Genomic DNA, 18,961 nt, shown 5'->3' with positions numbered 1-18,961 from the left:
TGGGGATGGGGGATTTTTGCTGAGCGCCTTTCCTCCCCATCCCATGGGGAGGTGGATCGCCGCTAAGCGGCGAGACGGAGGGGCGCCGCGCCAGCGGTGTTATGTCTGAAACAAGCTCCACCGCCTCCCGGCGCTCCGCGCCGGCCCCTTCGACCCGATGCTCCGCATCGGCCCACTTCCCCTCAGTGCGAACCGCCGAGCCGGCCCAGCTTTACCTTGTAGTCGACGGCCAGCCCGTAGGCCGGGTCGTCGTCGCTGTCGACCATCAGCTGGCCGGCGCGGGAGAGGAGACGGTGGCAGTCGCGGCTGAGATGGCGCAATTCCAGCTGTTTGCCGGCGGCCTCGTACTTCGCCGCCAGGTCTTCCAGCGCCTGCAGGGCCGACTGGTCGACCACCCGGCTGTCGGCGAAGTCGACGACCACGCGGTCCGGATCGTTGTCGATGTCGAACAATTCCATGAAGCTGGCTGTCGAGCCGAAGAAGAGCGGGCCTTCCACCTGGTAGACCATCTGGCCGTCTTCGCCGGCAACCTGGCGCGCGTGGATGTGCGAAGCAGCCTTCCAGGCATAGACCAGGGCCGACACGATGACGCCGACGATCACCGCCACGGCGAGGTCGGCATAGACCGTCACGCCGGTGACCAGGATGATGACGAAGGCGTCCGAGCGCGGGATACGGGTCAGGATGCTCAGGCTCTGCCAGGCAAAGGTGCCGATCACCACCATGAACATCACGCCCACCAGGGCGGCCAGCGGGATCTGCTCGATCAGGCTGGAGCCGACGAGGATGAAGGCCAGGAGGAAAAGCGCGGCGGCGACGCCGGCCAGGCGCAGCCGGCCGCCGGATTTCACATTGATCATCGACTGGCCGATCATGGCGCAGCCGCCCATGCCGCCGAAGAAGCCGGTCACCAGATTGGCCACGCCCTGGGCGACGCATTCCTGGGATGCGCCGCCGCGCCGGCCGGTGATCTCGCCGACCAGGTTGAGCGTCAGGAGGCTCTCGATCAGGCCGATCGCGGACAGGATGAAGGCGTAGGGCAGGATGATCTGCAGCGTCTCCAGGCTCAGCGGCACCATGGGGATGTGGAATTGCGGCAGACCGCCCTCGATCGAGGCGAGATCGCCGACGCGCGGCACCGGCAGACCGAAACCGATCACCAGAGCTGCGACCACAGCAATCGCCACCAGCGGTGCCGGAACCACCTTGGTGACCTTGGGCACCGCCCAGATCAGCGCCATGGTCAGGGCCACCAGGCCCAGCGTCAGGATCAGCGGCCAGCCCGTCATCCAGACATGCTCGCCGGCCTCATTGACCGTCTTGAACTGTTCCAGCTGGGCCAGGAAGATCACGATAGCCAGGCCGTTGACGAAGCCCAGCATGACCGGGTGCGGCACCATTCGGATGAACTTGCCCAGCTTCAGCACGCCGGCCGTGATCTGGATGACGCCCATCAGCACGACAGTCGCAAACAGGTATTCGATCCCGTGTTCGGCCACGAGATGCACCATCACCACCGCCAGCGCGCCGGTGGCGCCGGAAATCATGCCCCTGCGGCCACCGAACAGGGCCGTGATCAGACCAACGATGAAGGCGGCATAGAGCCCGGCCAGCGGCGGCACACCGGCCACGAAGGCAAAGGCCACCGCTTCCGGCACCAGGGCCAGAGCGACAGTCAGGCCGGCCAGCAGCTCGATCCGGATGCGCGTCGGGTTCAGCGGCGGCAAGGTGCCCCGGTCACCGACAGACGCGGCGAGACGTTCCGTGAAGGCGGCAAGAGAGGTGCGGATCATGGCTGGGTCCGTTGTTCGGCGAAACCGGCATTATGCAGGTCCCGCGGCAGGATGTCGCGATGCCGCCTCTTATGCTGCAACGCAGCAGATGGCCACCCTCTGAACGCATCCAGCATGAAAAATGAACGTCAAGGTCGCATTAACTACGATTTTCAACGAAATATTTGTCTCGATCTGCGCAACCTGATCCGGAACCAAGGGGATTAGACGTGGATTATTCGAGCGTTGCCAAGCCGTCCGGCACCGGCCCTGCCAATGATACCTCCGAGCCGATCCGGCCCGCCATCGCCGACATGGCGTCGCTGACCCGTGCCCAGCTGAAAGCCCAGGCCCGCGCGCCGCAGCACCGCGTGAACCGCAAGGCGCTGAGCCATATCCTGCAATCCCTCGACATTTTCGTTACCGTCATCATCGCTGCAGTGGGCGCCTATGTCCTGTCCGGCGGACGCGTGACCGAAGTCGCCGCCGGCGAACTCCTGCCGGTCGTTGCCTTTGCCGTTCTGGCCCCGGCGCTTCTGATGCTCAGCGGCATCTACCGGATCGAACCGCGCGAGATCGGCCTTTACCGCATCGCCCTTGCCTTCATCGCGACAGGCCTGGCCGGAACAGCCATCACCGCGCTTGCCCTTCTCACCGCGCCGCGCGCCACCGAGATGGTTGCCCTGTTCGCCATGACCGGCGCGGGCGCACTGACCGTTCTGCATGTCATCTATGCCGGTTTCATCAGCCATTGGGCGCGCGCCGGCCGTCTGGCGCGCAATGTCGTGCTGGTCGGGGCCACGCCGAAAGCCCGCAAGCTGATCGCCGCCAATGCCGGATCCGGCACGGTGAATGTCGTCGGCGTGTTCGACGACCGCAAGTCGCGCAGCCCGGCCGCCCTTGCCGGCGCGCCCTATCTCGGCTCGACCGACGACCTGTTTTCCTGGCCGCTGCTGCATGAGGTCGATCGCATCATCCTGAGCGTGCCGCCCAAGGCGGAACAGCGCGTGCAGATGCTGCTCGGCAAGCTGCGCACCCTGCCGCACCCGGTCTGCCTGCTGCTGGACCTGGACAGTTTTGACCCCGCCGAAACGACGCTGGACGATATCGTCGGCGTGCAGGCGGCGCGTATGAATGGTGTCGAGGAACGCCTCGGCCATCTCGTGGTCAAGCGTGTCACCGACCTGGCCTTCAGCCTCGTCCTGTCGGTGCTCGCCCTGCCCGTGATGGCGCTGATCGCGCTCGCGGTGAAGCTGGACAGCCCCGGCCCGGTCCTGTTCCGCCAGATCCGCGAAGGCTTCAATGGCCGTCCGATCGAAGTGCTGAAATTCCGCACCATGCGTCACGATCCCCGCAGCCAGGACGGCCCCGTGCGCCAGGTCGAGTTCGACGACCCGCGCGTCACCCGGATCGGCGGTTTCCTGCGCAAGACCTCGCTCGACGAACTGCCACAGCTGTGGAATGTCGTCGCCGGCTCGATGTCGCTGGTCGGTCCGCGGCCGCACGCGCCCAACATGCGCACCGGCGGCACGCAGACCTCCAAACTGGTAGCCGAATACGCCCACCGTCACCGCGTCAAGCCGGGTATTACCGGCTGGGCCCAGATCAATGGCTCGCGCGGCCCGCTGCATTCCCCCGAAGCCGCCCGCGAGCGTATCCGCCTCGACGTGGAATACATCGCCCGCGCGAACTTCTGGTTCGATTTGTGGATCATGCTGCGCACCCTGCCGGCGCTCCTGGGCGACAAGGTGAATATCAGGTAGCGCAGCGCCGCTTTCCCCGGAGGGGCTCCTCTCCCATTTCCCCCGGAGACGCCAGCTCTCCGCTTTTCCCGGAGGAGCGAAGCGAATTCCGGGGCCCGGTTGAGATTGCCTTGAAACGCTGAAAACCCGGAGCAAGCCCGTCGCCAGATGCCAGGCCCCGGCACAAGACCGGGGGAAAATACTGTCGAGCGTGCAGGAGGCGTTGGGGGCTAAACGCCACAACCGTCTCCGTCACCCTGACGAAAGTCAGGGCCCAGTTCACAAGGCTGGGCGGTCGCGAACATGCGTTTGTGGGACTTGCCTGCCGGGCCGCGCACCCGCTTCAAAAAGCCAGGATTCCGCTGCGCGATCTGGGTCCTGACTTTCGTCAGGATGACGGCACGGGGAGATGGACAATCTTGCCCGACTTGCCAGGGCTTGTTGTTCAACCCGGGGAAACGCTATCGAAAAGAGGCGTCACACCCCGTAAAAACCCGTCAGCCGGTTGAGCTTGCGCATGGCCTTGCCGGTAATGCGCGCGACCTGGCCGGTGCGTTCCGGATGGGCCCAGTCGGACGTGTCCAGCACCACCTTGCGGGCCGCGCCTGCCCAGCCCGCCGGCGCACAATAACCGCCAGCCAGCCCGACCTGGTAGCTGCCCAATTCCTTCTTGAACGTGAACTGGCCCGGACCGAGATCAACGCCCACAAGCCCGGCCTGGGCCGCCTGACGCGCGCTTTCCACCATCAACACCGTGCCGGGGCTGATCGCGCCGAGGTCGCGATCATAGGCGGGGAACCAGTACTGCACCAACCGGTCGCTCGCCATGCCGACATGGACGGCGGCGAACTTGCCGTCGATTTCCAGACTGGAGCAGACGCCCCGGAACGTATCGCTGCGCCGGCGCAGCACGGCCTCGAGCAATCTGCGGGTCCAGCCGACCGAGAACACGTCGAATACGCCGGTCTCGCAATACTGCGCCCGTTTCCAGGCCAGCATCTGCGCCATGGCTTCAGGTCGCGTGTCGTGCATGGTGAAGCGATGACCGCCCGCGGCTTCTTCCAGACGGCGGAAGCGGGCGCGGATATTGCGCACCACCTTGGAATTGATCGAGCGCCGGTTCTCGTACCAGGCGTCGAACCCGTCCGAAAGATCGATGATCCAGCCGCCATCATAGCCCAGCGCGTGCGGCCGGAAGGCCGGCTGGCTGGCAAGCGCGCTGTGGAACAGGAAGATCGGGACGCCCGCGCCCTTCAGCCAGGCCATCAGGTCGACCGGGCGGCCCGGCTCGCCGATCACGCCATGCACATCGCCCAGCGGTCCGGCCAGCGGCCGCGCAAACCCGAACTTGCCCGTGTGCAGCGGCAGGAAGCCCACCGGCACGCCGTTCTCGCGCACCGTGACCACGCGTGTATCGGCCCGCACTTCCTCGCAGCATTCGGCAAAGTCGAGCGCGAAATACGGGCTGGCCAGCGCCGCGTCATTTGCAACGAATTCGGCCCAGGCCTCGCGCTCGTCGGCGGCAAGATCACTGGGTTTTTTCAGTGCCACATCCATGATGATGAGCCTGCATCATTGTCCCCGCTGCAACATTAGGTCGAACCCCTTATCAGGACATGAAGATTCCTGATCCCGGTCGCCTCCTGCGCGGCATCGCGCTTGCATGGTTCGCCTTCAGGGCGAGCGGAGCGTTTCATGCTTGGACGGTATCTTCTGGGTTATCTGCCGGTACAGGCCGCACAGGGTCTTGTGGGCTTTGGCAGCGTTGCCGTCTTCACGCGGCTGATGGCGCCGGAAGACTATGGCAGCTACGCCCTGGCGCTGGCCGCCATGTCCTTGACCCACATCCTGATTTTCACCTGGCTGGAAGCCGCTGCCGCGCGTTTTCATGCGCGCGCGGAACGCCGCGGCCGGATGCGCGAACACCTGATGACGGCCTATGCGGTCTATGCCCTGATCGCGCTGGTCGCCGGCACGGCGCTGATCGGCCTGGTCCAGATCCTGCCGCTGGACGGACGGCTCAAAACGGCACTCAGCTTCGCCGTCGTCGCGCTCCTTCTGCGCGCCGCGATGCAGATCGGCCTGGAGACCCATCGCGCCCAGGGCGATGTGCGCCGCTTCTCCGCCCTGGAAGCGAGCTATCTCATGCTCGGATTCATGACCGGTGTCGGCCTGATCCTGACGACGGATCTCGGTGCCGCCGGCATTTTCATCGGGCTGGCCGTGGCGGCCGGCGTGATGCTGGTCTTCGACCTGCCGGTGATGCTGAACCGCGCCCGCGGCGGCAAGCGCCAGAACGTGCGTGTCGCGGCCTATGCCGCCTACGGCCTGCCGGTGACACTCTCGCTGATCTTCGAACACCTGCTCTCGGTGGGCGACCGTTTCCTGATCGCCGGCTTTCTCGGCCAGGGCGCGGTGGGCATGTATGCCGCCGGCTACGGGCTCGCCGACCGGCTGCTGGACATCATCTTCATCTGGTTCGGCGCCGCCGTGTGGCCGATGACGATCCGCGCCCTGGAACAGGACGGCAAGGCCGCTGCCCAGGCGGTCGCGGGGCAAGCGGCCGGACTGATGGGCCTGATCGCCTTCCCGGCAGCCGCCGGGCTCGCCCTGGTCGCTGAACCGCTCACCGGCGTGCTGGTCGGCGAAGCCCTGCGCGAAGACGCCGCCCGCATCCTGCCCTGGATCGCCCTGTCGGGTCTGATGAACGGCATGATGACCTATTATTTCCACGAGGCCTTTACCCTCACCCGCCGTACCGGCGTGATGGCGGCGATCATGAGCGCGTCGGCGATCCTCAATCTGGGCCTCAACCTCGTCTTCATCCCCGCTTTCGGCCTGACCGGCGCCGCGCTGGCGACGGTGCTGGTCTATGCGCTGGCGCTGGTGGTGTGTGTGGTGACGGGGCGCAAGCATTTCGCCCTGCCCCTGCCCTGGGCCGAATGGATCAAGGCCGGCAGCGCCACCGCGATCATGGCGGCCGCCGTGCTGGCCGTGCCCGGACTGCCCGAGGCCTGGCAGACGCTGGCGGCAAAAGCCCTAACAGGCGCAATCGTTTACGTGATTTCAGCTTATGTGTTCGATATTGCCGGATGCCGGCAATGGCTGCGCGATGCCCGCGCGCTGATCAAGCCGGCGGAGGCAACGACATGACCGTGATGGCCGACACGTCCCTGCGCGAATATGCCAATGCGGCCAGCCAGGCCGCCGAACGGATTTCCATGTCCGTACTGGTGCCCTTCTATGGTGATAATCCGGGCGGGCTGGTGCGTGCACTGGAAGGCCAGGCAGCCGGCGATGTCGAGATCGTGCTCTATGATGACGGCGAGCCCGATCGCGAGCTCAATGCCGCGCTTTGTCTGCTGCTCGCCAGCCTGGAAACCCCGGCGCGCCTTTTGACCTCGACCCGCAATCGCGGCCGCTCACAAGGCCGCAACCTGCTGGCAGAACAGGCCCGCGGCGACTGGCTGGTCTTTCTGGACGCCGACATGCGGCCCGGCGGGCCCGGCTTCCTGCAGACCTATCGCACCCTGGCCGCCCGCGGCGGGTTCGACGCCGCCTATGGCGGTCACGCCACCGACTGGCCGTCCGACCGCGAACTGGAACTGCACGCCGCCCTCACCCGCGCCAGCGAGGAGCATGGTGCCGAGGAACGCAATGCCACCGGCCCCACCGCCTTCTGCTCATCCAACATACTGGTGCGCGCCGATGTGATGCGCGCCGTGCCCTTCGATACCGGCTTCACCGGCTGGGGGTTCGAGGATGTCGACTGGGCGGTCATGGCGGCGCGCGAATTCACCCTGGTGCATGTCGACAATCCGGCCTGGCATGGCGGCCTGCAATCGCCGGCGGCCCTGCTGGCGAAATTCCGGGCCGGCGCGGTCAATTACCGCCGCCTGCTCGACCGGCATCCCGAACTGGCCGGACTGCCCGGCGCCCGTGCCGCACGCGCCCTGGCCCGCATTCCCGGTCAGGCGGCCCTGCGCGGCATCTGGTCGATGATCAGCCGCAGCCCTGTCTTGCCGATGAAGCTGCGCACCACGGCGCTGAAACTGTGGCGCGCCAGCTGGACCGCGGAGGCCCTGTCATGAACGCCCCCTACACGCCCGGCTCCGGCCTCGGTGCCGCCCTGAACCGCCGCTGGGTCCGCTTTGCGGCCCGCCAGCCGATGCAGATCGATCTCGACCACGCCATCGTCACTTTCACTTTCGACGATTTCCCCAAATCGGCCGCCACGACCGGCGCGGCCGTGCTGGAGCGTCACGGCTGGCGCGGCACTTATTATGCCTCGGCCGGCTATGCCGGTGGCGAGACCCATCACGGCGCCATGTTCGATGCCGGCGATCTCGCCCGGCTAACCGCTGACGGTCACGAGATTGCCTGCCATACCTATGGCCATCTCGACGCCTCTGCCGTTTCCGGCAGCGCGCTCGTCGCCGATGTCGAGCGCAATGCCCGCGCCCTGGCGGCAATGGGACACGAAGCCGAGATCACATCCTTTGCCTTCGCCTATGGCGAGGCCACGCCGGCTGCCAAACTGGCGCTTGGCGACCGTTTCACCACGCTGCGCGGCATTCGCGCCGGTATCAATCGCGGCATGGTGGATCGTGGCCTGCTCGCCTCGGTGCCGCTGGACGGCGGCGAGGCCGGGATTGCCCGCGCCATCGAAGCCGCCGGCACGCTGCCGGATCATCCCGGCTGGCTGATCTACTACGCCCACGACATCCAGGACGCGCCGACGCAGTGGGGCTGCACCCCGGCCCAGTTCGAACGGGTGTGCGAGGCGGTTGAGGCGTCCGGCGCCCAGGTCATGACCATGGCCGAAGCCGCGCGTCAGATGGGGAGAAAATCATGAGTGTGTCTGTCATCATCCCGACCTTCCGCCGGCCCGAAGGCCTGCGGCATGCCGTGGAAAGCGTTCTGGCCCAGTCGCACCAGCCCGACCAGCTGGTCATCGTCGACAATGACCCGGCCGGCAGCGCCGCGCGCGTCGCCGCGACCGCAAAAGCCATCGCACGCTGCGAGGTGGTCTATATCCACGAGCCGCAACCGGGCGTGTCCAATGCCCGCAATGCCGGCTTTGCCGCCGCGACCGGCCGCTATATCGCTTTTCTCGACGATGACGAGATCGCCTCGGTCGGCTGGCTGGAAGCCCTGCTCGACACCGCCCGCACCCTCGACGCCACCGTCGTGTTCGGCCCGCTGCGCGGCGAGGCGCTCGACGTCTCCGGCATCCGCGCCGATCTGGCACACCGGCTTTATTCGCGCATCGGCCCGGCCCAGGACTGCCGCCTGGACAAGCCCTTCGGCTGCGGCAATTCCCTCATCGACCGCGATGCGTTCGAGATCGCCGACCGGCCCTTCGATCCGCGCATGAATGCCTCAGGCGGCGAGGATGATGTCTTCTTCGCCCTGCTGGCCCGCCAGGGCGCCCGCTTCGCCTGGTCAGCCAGGGCTGTCGGTATCGAAACCGTCGACGTCACGCGCACCGGCTGGCGCTACCTCCTGGCGCGCTCCTTCGCCTTCGGACAGGGTGCGACCCAGTCGTGCAGCCGCGGCGAGCGCATGAACTGGCCGGGCATCGTGTTCTGGATGGGTGTGGGCCTCGCCCAGACGCTGGTCTATGGCTCGCTCGCCGGCCTCTCCAGCCTCGCCATGCCCCGCCGCGCCGCCGAATTCCTCGACCGCTGCGTCCAGGGCGCCGGCAAATTCCTCTGGATCGAAGCCTTCGAACCGCGGTTTTACGGCCAGGTTGAGGGGTAGGCGCCGGGCTGGTTGAAGCGCGGAGGCTTCCCCCGCTCCCCGTCCCTCTCCCCAGGGAGAGGGAGTTCTGGCGGAGCGTGCCTTGGAGACCTCAAACCCCTTCTCCCCGGGGAAAAGGTGCCCGGAGGGCGGATGAGGGGAAAATCCCGATATGCGACCGCTACCGCGAGCCCTGCGCGAGTTTCGCAGCGCCCGCCTAGACCCGCACGGCCGCCAGCCCGTCTGCGATCCGCGTGCGCGATGCACGTGAGACACCGGCATCCGCCGCAAACCGCGCCCAGTCTGCGACCGCTGCGCTGACTTCATCGATCACGCCACGCGCGCCGGCCGCATCCAGATCGGCTTCGGCCCCGAGGCGGACAAGCGTCTTTCTGCCGATATCGCGGCCATGTCCCAGAACACTGGTCGAATGTTCGCCGCCCGGCCCGTCCGTGAACACTAGGTCATAGGCCGGCGCGAGGCGCCAGCGCCCGTCGCGATCCATCAGGAAGCTGAACTGCTTGGCGTGATCGTCGCGATTGCGCGCCAGCACATTGAATACGGCCAGCCGGTACATGGCGATCGCCTCGCGCCGGTCACGGGTGACGGCGCGCGCCAGGCGGATCAGCTCGCGATAATCCAGCGCCGGCAGGCGAAAATCGGAATACAGAAGACCACAGGCCGAATGCACGTGCAGACGCGCATCGCCCTCCCGGTCGAAGCGCCGCGTGGCGAAATAGCGGGCCTCGCCCGGGCCTTCGATCAGGCGTACCTCGGGCATGTGCACGCCGGCCGCCCGGGCCATGAGCGCATAGGCGTATTCGATGGCCGCGATATCGGCCGGATCGTCCCGGCCGGGAAATTTCACCAGATAGCCGTCATATCCTTCGGGGATCGCATCGGACCCGTGCCGGGCCTCGCCTGCCGCATTGAGCGCAATCAGGGCCTTCGGCCGCGCGCCCGCCGGTGAACCGCCGGCCTGGCCGAGCGCGGCAATCACCGCCCCCGCCTCGCCGGCGAGAACCCGCGCGGCATCCGCCGCCAGGCGATCGAGATCGAGCGCCCCTTCGGCGCCATCCCAGACATCCATGGCCGGGGCATAGGTCAGCGCGCCGATCCCGCGGCGCCCGACACAGGCCAGACGGTCCAGCGGTGTCAGCTGCGACGGTTCGAAACCCAGCTGCCGCGCGCGCCGGTCGACCAGAAGCCGCCCCCACCCGTCCGGCAGGCTGTCGGCAAACATGCCGTGCAACCCTTCAAAGACGTCCCGTTTCCAGGCGGTTTCCAGCCCGGGACCGGCCTGGTGATACAGCGGCGATAATTGCAGGCCGGACGCGAGAAAATCCGGCGCATATTCCAGCCAGGCCTGGCCGTCGCGATAGGCCAGCTGCCCGACCGGCAAGGCTGTGCGCTCATCCCATTGCAGCGTGACCTCAAGCGGCGTTCCCGGTGCGATCTTCACGTGCGCCGGCCCCGCTGCGGCCGTCGCGGCGGCTCCAGCACATCGCGCAAGGCCCCATAGCGCTGGTGTTCGGCCAGAAGCCCGTCCAGCGCGGCTTCATCGCCCAGCGCCATGGCGAGCCGGATGAAGGAAACGAAGGCGATCTCGCCCGTGCGTTCGAACTTGCGCAGCGTGGCCACCGGAACCCCGCTGCGCGCCGCCAGACCGTCCTGCGTCAGATCCGCATCAAGCCGCCGCGCCCGAAGCCGCTGCCCGAGCGTTGCCGACACCTCCTGCGGCGTTGAGAGTTTAAATGACATTATCGTATCAGTTATCGAGAAAAATCCGGGCTAGTTGATATCATAATATCATTTGATTGGCGAGTGTTTCTGCTCGCCTCACTTCCCCCGGAGGAGCCCCCTCCCACTTTCCCCGGAGGAGCAGAGCGAATTCCGGGGTCCGGTTGAGCGTATCCCTGTCATCCCGGATGGATGCCCCGCGCAGGCGGGGTGAAAGTCGGGGACCTATAACCCCGGTGATTATCCAGTTATCGTGGACATTGAGCCTGCTTGCGGCTGAAATCGGCGCCTATGGGTCCGGGCCCTGCGGCCTGCCTTCGCAGGCCGGAAGCCTGCGCCCGCGTAGGTGGGTGGCCGGGATGACAAGGTCGTCTTGAACGCCCCGCTACCGCGATCCCTGCGCCAGTTTCGCGGCGCCCGCCGTGAACAGGATCCAGCTGAGCGAATTCTGGTTCATCAGATTGCTTTCCGAGATCGAGGCCAGACCCATGATGGCGAACTGGGCGAGCACCCAGTAGGTCTCGGGGCGCTGCGAGAAGATCGTGCCGGCGGCGCGGATCAACGAGCGCAGATAGACGGTCACCATCAGCACCGCGCCGGGAATGCCCAGCGCCAGCGCGATTTCCAGGAGGCCGTTATGGGCTGTCGGCACAGGCCAGCTCGTGCCGGCGCGGACCCAGTAGACCGGCCCGTTCTCCACCGTCCAGAAAGCGCGATAGCCATAACCGGTCCAGGGCCGTCGCCAGACTTCCTCGATCAGGATGGCCCAGATATCGGTCCGGCCGGTCAGCGTGGCGTCACGGCCGAGCATTTCCAGGAATTCCACCGGCGCGATCAGCAAGATCATGCCCAGCATGATGCCGCCCGTCAGTCCCAGGAAGAGCACCAGGGTGGCAAAGCCGAAACCCTGGCGGCAGGCCATGATGCCGATCGCCCCGCCCGTGCCCAGCGTCCAGGAGAGCAGCGCCGTTTTCGAGGTCGAAAGCAGGACCAGCGCCGTGCACAACACGGCCATGCCGGCCCAGATCCAGCGGCGGTCCGGATCGGCGCGCAGTGCCGCATAGGCACTCACCGCGCCCAGCGCCATCATGCCGCCCAGCGTGTTCTTCTCCCAGAACACGCCCTTCCAGGCACCGGCATGGACGGCATGGTCGATACCGATCGAGGGCACGGCAATCGCCATCGCGGCGCTCGACACGGCAATCAGGCCGAAGGCCGAGGCGATCAGCAGGATCATCTCGCGCCAGGACCAGCGCGAGGCCATCCAGAAGCCGAACAGGGTCGACATGATCAGGGCGAAGGAGCGGCGCAGCGTGGTGTCCGGATCGATCGACCAGATCACCGAGACAGCCGTCAGGGAGACCAGGCCCAAAAGCAGGACATTATTGGCCAGCGTGCCCAGCACGGCGCCGGGCCGCAGGGCGCACAATGCCAGGGTGAGCGCATAGACCGGCAGCCAGATCAGCCGCAGGATGGCCGAGCTTTCCGGATCGGCCGGATCGGCAAAGACCGGACCGATCAGCGCGGTCGAAAAGAGATAGAGGCAGAGAACCGTCGCCGAGCCTTCGAGGGCCCGGAAAAAGGAAAAGCCCGGCGCATTGCGCCAGGCTGTAATCAGCGCCGGTTCCGGTGCGATATCGCGGGCCGGCGCCAGGCTCATGCCGCGCTCCGGGCCTGCCCGTCCGCACGGTTGACGATGATGCCGGCGACCACGCCGCCGCGGGCCTCGATCGCCTGGCGCCGGGCCATGATGCCATCCGTGCGCGACAGACGCGCATCGGCCACCAGGATTACACCGTCCAGATCGCCGACCAGCGAGAGCGGCGCGCGGCTGTTGCCCGGCGCGTCGATGATCGCCAGATCAACCGAGCGGCGCACGGCTTTCCAATAATCCGGCGCCGGTCCGAGAAGGACCTGTCTCACCGTGTCGCGGCGGGCCTGCATCTGGGTGACGAAAAGATTGGGCGCCACCGACTCGCGGGCGACGATCCGGGCCCGGGCCTCGCCGGCGTCGATCCGCCAGAACGGGTCGCGTCCGAAGCGGGCATCGAAGACCGGTCCCTGCACCCGGGCCGCCTCGGCCTGGGTGTTGCCGGCAAAATCGAGATCATAAAGCCAGACACCGCGGTGCGAGCGCCGGGCGGCCAGGCGGGCCAGCTCGCGTGCCACCGTCGAGGCCCCGGCACCGCGACTGGCGCCCATCACCATCAGCACACGGCCTTCCCCGCCGGGCCGGGCAATCGGCTCGAGCTGGTCGATCAGGGTGGAGAGATCCTGGGTGAGATTCATGACGGGCCTGGAATCATTCGTGTCGCGCCAAATTGCCCGCCGCGTGGTTAACGTCCCGCTTACGCCGAACGATCGGCGATGCGCGCCAGCACCGGCAGGCCGCCATAAGGGTCGTTCGCCGGCTCGGGCACAGCCTGCGGCCGGCTTGTTGCGCGCGGACGGCGCAGGGCGCCGGCGGCGACATAGGTGCGCCAATAGCCGCGCAGCAGGCCCAGGAACATCGCCACGCCCATCGCCAGCACGGCGGAGGCAACCAGCGCCAGTTTCTTCATAGACGAGCCTTCCAGCGGCGGCGTGGCGCGATCGATCACACGCACGGCGTCGGCCGCACCGACAGCCGGGGCCCGGCGCGCTTCGGCAGTGGCTTCCAGCGCGGCGATGGCGGCGGCGGCCTCTTCGGCAGCAGCGACATTCTGGGCCAGGCGCGTATATTCGGTTTCCAGGCCGCGCATCCGTTCCACATCGCTGCGCACATCGCGCAATTGGGTTTCCAGCGATCCGGCGAGGACGGCCTGGGAGCGGGCATCCGCCTCGCGGCGGGCCAGTTCCGATTCCAGTTCCTGGCGCACCGGATTGGCACCGGAGCGGCGCTGGCCTTCGCTGGCCGCGGCACCACTGGCGACAAAAGCTTCCAGCGCGACAATCTCGCGCTCCACCGCGCTCACCGCCGGCGCCCCCGGCTGATAGCGCGACAGCAGGCTGGCGCGTTCGGCGCGCAGGTCGAGCAGGCGCCCGGAAACACCGTTCTCGACATAAAGCTCGATCTGCTCGGGGATCTGGTCGAGACGCTGGCGCAGCGCCGCAGCACCGGCTTGCGCCGCGTCGCGGTCGGCCCGGGCGCCGTTCAGGCGTTCCGCCAGATTGCCGACCAGGGTCTGCGAGGTCTGTTGTTCGGTGTCGAAATTCGACAAGCCGTGCGCGTCCAGGAAAGCGTCCAGCGCTGCCCGCGTTTCCAGCACGGCCACATTGGCTTGCTGGCGGCGCACGCCCAGACCGGTCACACCGGTCTCGATCAACACTTCCTCGCGATAGGCCAGATAGGCATCGACGATCGCATTGAGGATCAGCGCGGCACGTTCCGGATCATTGCTTTCGAAACTGGCATTGAGGGCCGAGGAGTTCGGCTCGCGCGACACGCCGAAACCGCCGCGCAGCACTTTCAGCGCCGCGCCGCTGGCATCGCCGTCGACCGCCTCGCCCAGCACCGTTTCAGCGCCCAGGCTGTCCAGCGCGATCCGGCGCACCGCTTCGGAACTCAACAGCTCGCTTTCCGACTGCATCACCTGGTTCAGCATGAAGCCGTCGCCCCAGCCGGCCGCGGCAGGCGTCGGGTCCTCGTTCAGCAGAACGAGGAAGCGCGATTCCGCTGTATAGCTGGTCTTCAGAGTCAGCATCGCCCCGGCGACGCCCAGGGCGAAGATCACTGCAAAAACAATGGCGATGAAGCCGCGCTCGGCCCAGGCCAGGGCCACCACGTCGAACAGGTCCAGCTCCCGGCGGCCGGAAGCCGCGGAACCGCCGGCAGGAGCCGACTGGGGACCGGAAAAGTGGGACGCGCGAGTCATGCGTGCATATGAGACGGATTGCGCTTAAAAATTTGTTATCCAACGCGGCCGACTATCCGCTCCGGACACGCTTGCGGAGAGTATTTCATGCGCGCGATCAAGACCGGCCTCTGCCTGGCGGCCCTGATGACCCTTCCCGGGCTTGCCGGATGCGCCAGTCATGGCGCCGATACCGCGCCCGCCGCGGCCTGGGGCGAACCACGCTTTGCCGCCTGGCAGGAGACCGATCCGGCCTATCATTTCTATCCCGGCGACAGTTTCGAAGTGATCGTGCATTCCGCACCGGAACTCTCCCGCACGGTCGAGATCGGTCCGGACGGGCGCGTCGCCCTGCCCCTGATTTCCGACCTGATGGTCGCCGGCCGCACCGATCGCGAGATCGGCGACACGATCGCCCGCGCCTATGCGCAGAACGTGCTCGTCAATCCGATGGTGGAAGTGCGCCGCGCCGGCCTGGGTCCGCAGAACATCATTGTCGGCGGCGAAGTGAATGCGCCCGGCCTCGTCGAGATGACCGGTCCGATCGGGGCCCTGGAAGCGGTGATGCTGGCTGGCGGGTTCCAGAACACAGCCGCACGCGGCGATGTCGTGGTGCTGCGGCGCGCACCCGGCGGTGACATGATGATGCGCACGGTCAACCTGCACGACGCACTGCGTGCGCGCCAGGGGGCCGACAATATCCAGATCCGGCGTCACGACATCATCTTCGTGCCGCGCTCGACCGTCGCCGAAGTGAATCTCTTCGTCGAACAGTATGTGATGGGGATTGTCCCGCTCGACCAGGCGATGAGCTTCGCGATCGCGGACGCCATCTCGGGCGACTGATCCGCAGCTCTCTTGCAATCTGAATGTCGGGAGAACGGAGCCATGGCGGCGCCGTTATTGCGTCTCGAGCGATCACAAACGGCCAGACGTCCGGCGAGCACCGGCCAAGCTGGCAGATGTCACTCAGTGTCGCACGAATGTTGCGCTTGTGGGGCCGTTACGGGTGAGCAAAGTCACCGCTACGCACCGCCTTCGCAGCACGTCTGACGGAGACACACGCTCCGCCGGGCACAGGACTGCGATCACCCTGCCGGCGAGTATATCATACCCGCCGGCGGCGTGGACAGTCTGGTGCGGATTGCCGGCCTAGTGGCGGGTCGAGAGCCACTCGCGCGCAGCACGCTGGGCGGCTGCGACTTCGATGGTCGACATCTGGTCGGAGATTTCCTGGCGATAATACTTCGCCGGCTCCGAGCCCATCAGGGCCGCCAGATTGAACCATTTGTGAGCTTCGACATAATCGATCTCGCCGCCCTGTCCCGTGGAATACAGGATGCCGAGCTTGCAGAGATCCTCGCCGGTCGGGTCGGCGAAAGCTGCCTGGTGGGCCTGGGCCGTTTCTACGTCCGTGAAAGCCATGGGTCTTCTTCCCTTTTTACAACACGCGGGCGCGGCCTTTCTTGGCGTGTCACCCGCTTCACCATCCTGTCCGAATGCCTTCGAACATGAGGCGATGTTGCGCAAAGAGGATTGCTTTAAGGTTAAGGGAAATCAGGAAAAATACGCCTTAAATCCTTACGTGCGTTAGGTTTTCCTACCAAGCGTTAAACGCGACATCCACGCATCGGCAAGGTTTGTACGCGCCCCCAGGCGGATTCTGCGGGGGGTTGCCAACCGTACCAGGGTTAACAACACCACGACAGCTGCGGAGATCAGGGCAAGCATGGCGCTGCGTTTCAGACGGTCCTGGTCCGGGCTTGCAGGGACGGCTTCCGGCAGGACGGGCCCGGCTTCCAGCGCCGCCTCGCCCAGCAATTCCCGCACAGCCAGCGCCCGGTCTGCGGCCATGTCCACCAGCCTGCGCAGGCGCCGCACATCGTCCGGTCCTGCCAGACCGTCCAGAAGCCGGATGGCAACAGCTGGCGAGGTCCGCGCCCGAATCTCCGCGATATCATTCAGCATCTGCGAAAGCGCTACGGCCCCGTCCCGGGTGCGCGCATCGATCCCGCCGCGCAGCAACAGGGCTGTCTGCCCGGGCGCAGCAAAAGCGATATCGGCCCGCAGGCCCGTTGCGGCCAGCGCCATGAGCGCTTCGTCATGCGAAAGCACTCTGGCAAGATCTGCCTCAAGCGCAGTCCGGAAATCTTCCGTCAGCCGCCCTGCACGGCCAGCCGCCTGCAGGATTTCCGCGCCCGCCATGGCATCGCTCGGCGAGATCTGCAGCTGGACCAAACCGGCTTCGACAGCCGCCAGTGCGAATGAAAGCGTACCGGCCGGCGCATCCGGAATGATCGCCGCATCACAGCCCTCGAAGGCCGCCGCTCGGTGCGCGCAGGCCTGGATGACAAAGTGGCGCACACCGCCATAAAGCCGTGTATCGCCCGCCACATCCTCCGCCACCAGGCCCGGCAGGCTGCGCATCTCGAACTCTCCCCGGGCGCGCCCCTGGAAGAAGGCGCGGGCACTCGTGTCGGCAATCGACCAGAGGAAGAGCGCCCGGTCATGGCGCTGGCGCAGGCTATCAGGAGCCAGGACAAGCTCCGGCGGTTCCAGCCCGGCTGCACGGCCCGCCGCCATCCGCTCGCTAAAGGCGCGCCGCATCAGCGCCTCACGTTCCCAGGGTGGCCCGGCCCGCAGCTGTGCGTCGAGTGCGGCAGCATCGCCATCGCCGGCAAGGTGCTCCAGTGCCAGCCGGTCACGGCCGATCAGATCGGGGCCCAGCGCCGCCCAGGCGCGCAAGCGGTCGATATCCGCCCGCCGGCGCCGATCTCCATCGAGGGCGGCATCGAGCCGGTCTTCCCAGAATGTCAGCGGATCCGTGTTCGCAGGCACAGCAGATGCGATCATGGCAGACAGCTGGCCGGAGCCCGTTGCTCCTGCCGGCGGCGGATCAAGATCACCGCGCGCGATCAGCCACTGCCCGCCAAACCAGCCCGCTACCAGCAGCGAAAGGATCAGCCAGACCGGCTGGAAACCCTTGTAGAGGGCCCGCCAGACCAGCCACACGACCAGTCCCGGCGGCGAGGCTTCCCAGGGCGACTGGGTCTCCTCGCGCCAGGTTTCCGCGCGTTCGCGGCGGGTTGCCTCGGCATGCGTCAAGCCGCTGCGCCAATAGGCTTCAGCGTCCGGCCGCCTGCGCGGCTCCGCACGATCCGTGTCCACATGGACGGTCTTCGCCATGACGCCCCCTTGATCCCGGCTGCAATCTTCCGGTTCAGGGCAAGCCTGGCAAGGCCTTGCGCGTCAGACGCGAGAAATCGCGAGGCTGGCGGCGCGTATGCGCGTCAGACCTTGGCGGTTTGGCCGAACAACACAGCACGCGCCTTCTTCATCTGCTCGCTGTCATCGGCCAGATTGCTGCGCAAATCCTTGCCGGCTGCCCGGCCCGCCTTCACCGCCGGACGCGCACCGACGCGCTCGACCCAGGCTTTCAGCTTGGGGAAATCATCGAGATCCTGGCCCTGCCCTTCCGGCAGGATCCACGGCCAGATCGCCATGTCGGCAATCGAGTATTCGCCGGCGATATAGTCGCGCCCGTCCGCCAGCGCGCGCTCGAGCACGCCGTAGAGCCGGTTCACCTCATTGGTATAGCGCTGCTTGCCGTATTCCAGCTTGCTCTCGTCCGGCTCGATCTTCTGGGCATAGGAACGGAAATGGTGGGCTTGCCCGGCCATCGGACCGAGACCGCCCATCTGCCAGAACAGCCATTGCTCGACCTCGACACGGGCACGCTCGTCAGCGGGATAGAACTGGCCGGTCTTGCGGCCGAGATACTGCAGAATGGCCGCGCTTTCGAATACGGAGATCGGCTGGCCGTCCGGCCCGTCCGGATCGACGATCGCCGGCATGCGGTTATTGGGGCTGATCTTCAGGAAGGCCGGCTCGAACTGTTCGCCCACACCGATATTCACCGGCTTGAGCTCGTAGGGCAGGCCCATCTCCTCGAGCGCGATGGACACTTTCCACCCGTTCGGCGTCGGCCAGTAATAGAGTTCGATCGGGGCCGTCATGGCGCTCTCCTTAAAAAAATCAGGTCCCTGCCAGATTGGCCCCCGTCGCCTCCCGTTCAAGGGGATGCTGCAATCACGGCCGCGTGTGCGGCCTTCGGACGCTTGGCAGGACACGG

At 66.6% G+C, this 18,961-nt stretch carries 16 protein-coding genes; 6 read left to right on the top strand and 10 right to left on the bottom strand.

Features of this window, described 5'->3' with window-relative positions; genetic code table 11:
• Positions 1–182: 182 nt before the first annotated feature.
• Positions 183–1,793 carry a SulP family inorganic anion transporter gene (locus ACXAJV_RS10300; RefSeq protein WP_475084990.1) on the bottom strand — a complete coding sequence of 537 codons (1,611 nt, stop codon included), beginning with the start codon at positions 1,791–1,793 and terminating at the stop codon, positions 183–185.
• Positions 1,794–2,002: 209 nt separating this feature from the next.
• On the opposite strand from ACXAJV_RS10300, the gene ACXAJV_RS10295 reads away from it, so the two are divergent.
• The gene (locus ACXAJV_RS10295) at positions 2,003–3,535 is read left to right on the top strand and encodes an exopolysaccharide biosynthesis polyprenyl glycosylphosphotransferase (protein ID WP_475084987.1); all 1,533 of its coding nucleotides are present in this window, start codon (positions 2,003–2,005) and stop codon (positions 3,533–3,535) included.
• Positions 3,536–3,991: 456 nt separating this feature from the next.
• On the opposite strand, the gene ACXAJV_RS10290 is transcribed toward ACXAJV_RS10295, so the two are convergent.
• Positions 3,992–5,071 (bottom strand): GNAT family N-acetyltransferase, encoded by a 1,080-nt coding sequence (locus ACXAJV_RS10290; RefSeq protein WP_475084984.1) that lies wholly within the window; start codon positions 5,069–5,071, stop codon positions 3,992–3,994.
• Between the two features lie 138 nt (positions 5,072–5,209).
• On the opposite strand from ACXAJV_RS10290, the gene ACXAJV_RS10285 reads away from it, so the two are divergent.
• Genes ACXAJV_RS10285 through ACXAJV_RS10270 form a run of 4 tightly spaced genes read left to right on the top strand, consistent with a single transcriptional unit; the run spans position 5,210 to position 9,277 of the window.
• On the top strand, positions 5,210–6,667 hold the full coding sequence (locus tag ACXAJV_RS10285; protein WP_475084982.1) for a lipopolysaccharide biosynthesis protein: 1,458 nt from the start codon (positions 5,210–5,212) through the stop codon (positions 6,665–6,667).
• On the top strand, positions 6,664–7,605 hold the full coding sequence (locus ACXAJV_RS10280; protein ID WP_475084979.1) for a glycosyltransferase family 2 protein: 942 nt from the start codon (positions 6,664–6,666) through the stop codon (positions 7,603–7,605). Before ACXAJV_RS10285 ends, ACXAJV_RS10280 begins: the two co-directional genes overlap by 4 nt.
• Positions 7,602–8,369 carry a polysaccharide deacetylase family protein gene (locus ACXAJV_RS10275; protein ID WP_475084976.1) on the top strand — a complete coding sequence of 256 codons (768 nt, stop codon included), beginning with the start codon at positions 7,602–7,604 and terminating at the stop codon, positions 8,367–8,369. The genes ACXAJV_RS10280 and ACXAJV_RS10275 overlap by 4 nt, the downstream gene beginning before the upstream one ends.
• Positions 8,366–9,277, top strand: a complete 912-nt coding sequence (locus tag ACXAJV_RS10270; protein WP_475084974.1) for a glycosyltransferase family 2 protein — start codon at positions 8,366–8,368, stop codon at positions 9,275–9,277. The genes ACXAJV_RS10275 and ACXAJV_RS10270 overlap by 4 nt, the downstream gene beginning before the upstream one ends.
• A gap of 196 nt (positions 9,278–9,473) precedes the next feature.
• Here ACXAJV_RS10270 and ACXAJV_RS10265 read toward each other — a convergent pair whose 3' ends face one another.
• From ACXAJV_RS10265 to ACXAJV_RS10245, 5 genes are all read right to left on the bottom strand, one after another.
• On the bottom strand, positions 9,474–10,718 hold the full coding sequence (locus tag ACXAJV_RS10265) for a type II toxin-antitoxin system HipA family toxin (RefSeq protein WP_475084971.1): 1,245 nt from the start codon (positions 10,716–10,718) through the stop codon (positions 9,474–9,476).
• Positions 10,715–11,017: a helix-turn-helix domain-containing protein gene (locus ACXAJV_RS10260; RefSeq protein WP_475084970.1), complete on the bottom strand. Its 303-nt coding sequence runs from the start codon at positions 11,015–11,017 to the stop codon at positions 10,715–10,717. Before ACXAJV_RS10260 ends, ACXAJV_RS10265 begins: the two co-directional genes overlap by 4 nt.
• Positions 11,018–11,381: 364 nt before the next feature.
• A complete protein-coding gene (locus tag ACXAJV_RS10255) occupies positions 11,382–12,656 on the bottom strand; it encodes an O-antigen ligase family protein (protein ID WP_475084968.1) in 1,275 nt (424 codons plus the stop codon).
• The gene (locus tag ACXAJV_RS10250; protein WP_475084965.1) at positions 12,653–13,285 is read right to left on the bottom strand and encodes a hypothetical protein; all 633 of its coding nucleotides are present in this window, start codon (positions 13,283–13,285) and stop codon (positions 12,653–12,655) included. The genes ACXAJV_RS10255 and ACXAJV_RS10250 overlap by 4 nt, the downstream gene beginning before the upstream one ends.
• 59 nt (positions 13,286–13,344) lie before the next feature.
• A complete protein-coding gene (locus ACXAJV_RS10245) occupies positions 13,345–14,850 on the bottom strand; it encodes a GumC family protein (RefSeq protein WP_475084963.1) in 1,506 nt (501 codons plus the stop codon).
• 87 nt (positions 14,851–14,937) lie between these two features.
• Here ACXAJV_RS10245 and ACXAJV_RS10240 point away from each other — a divergent pair, with 87 nt between their 5' ends.
• On the top strand, positions 14,938–15,675 hold the full coding sequence (locus ACXAJV_RS10240) for a polysaccharide biosynthesis/export family protein (protein WP_475084961.1): 738 nt from the start codon (positions 14,938–14,940) through the stop codon (positions 15,673–15,675).
• A 306-nt stretch (positions 15,676–15,981) separates the two neighbouring features.
• On the opposite strand, the gene ACXAJV_RS10235 is transcribed toward ACXAJV_RS10240, so the two are convergent.
• From ACXAJV_RS10235 to ACXAJV_RS10225, 3 genes are all read right to left on the bottom strand, one after another.
• Positions 15,982–16,254 carry an SEL1-like repeat protein gene (locus ACXAJV_RS10235; protein ID WP_271185406.1) on the bottom strand — a complete coding sequence of 91 codons (273 nt, stop codon included), beginning with the start codon at positions 16,252–16,254 and terminating at the stop codon, positions 15,982–15,984.
• A gap of 165 nt (positions 16,255–16,419) precedes the next feature.
• Positions 16,420–18,015, bottom strand: coding sequence for a hypothetical protein (locus tag ACXAJV_RS10230; RefSeq protein WP_475084958.1), 1,596 nt, complete (start codon positions 18,013–18,015; stop codon positions 16,420–16,422).
• Between the two features lie 104 nt (positions 18,016–18,119).
• Entirely contained in the window at positions 18,120–18,845 is a 726-nt protein-coding gene (locus tag ACXAJV_RS10225) for a glutathione S-transferase family protein (protein ID WP_475084955.1), read from the bottom strand.
• Positions 18,846–18,961: the final 116 nt, after the last annotated feature.

It is taken from the genome of Maricaulis sp. ABE4_448 (genome assembly GCF_056160825.1).
This window is presented reverse-complemented; position numbering and strand designations above follow the sequence as displayed.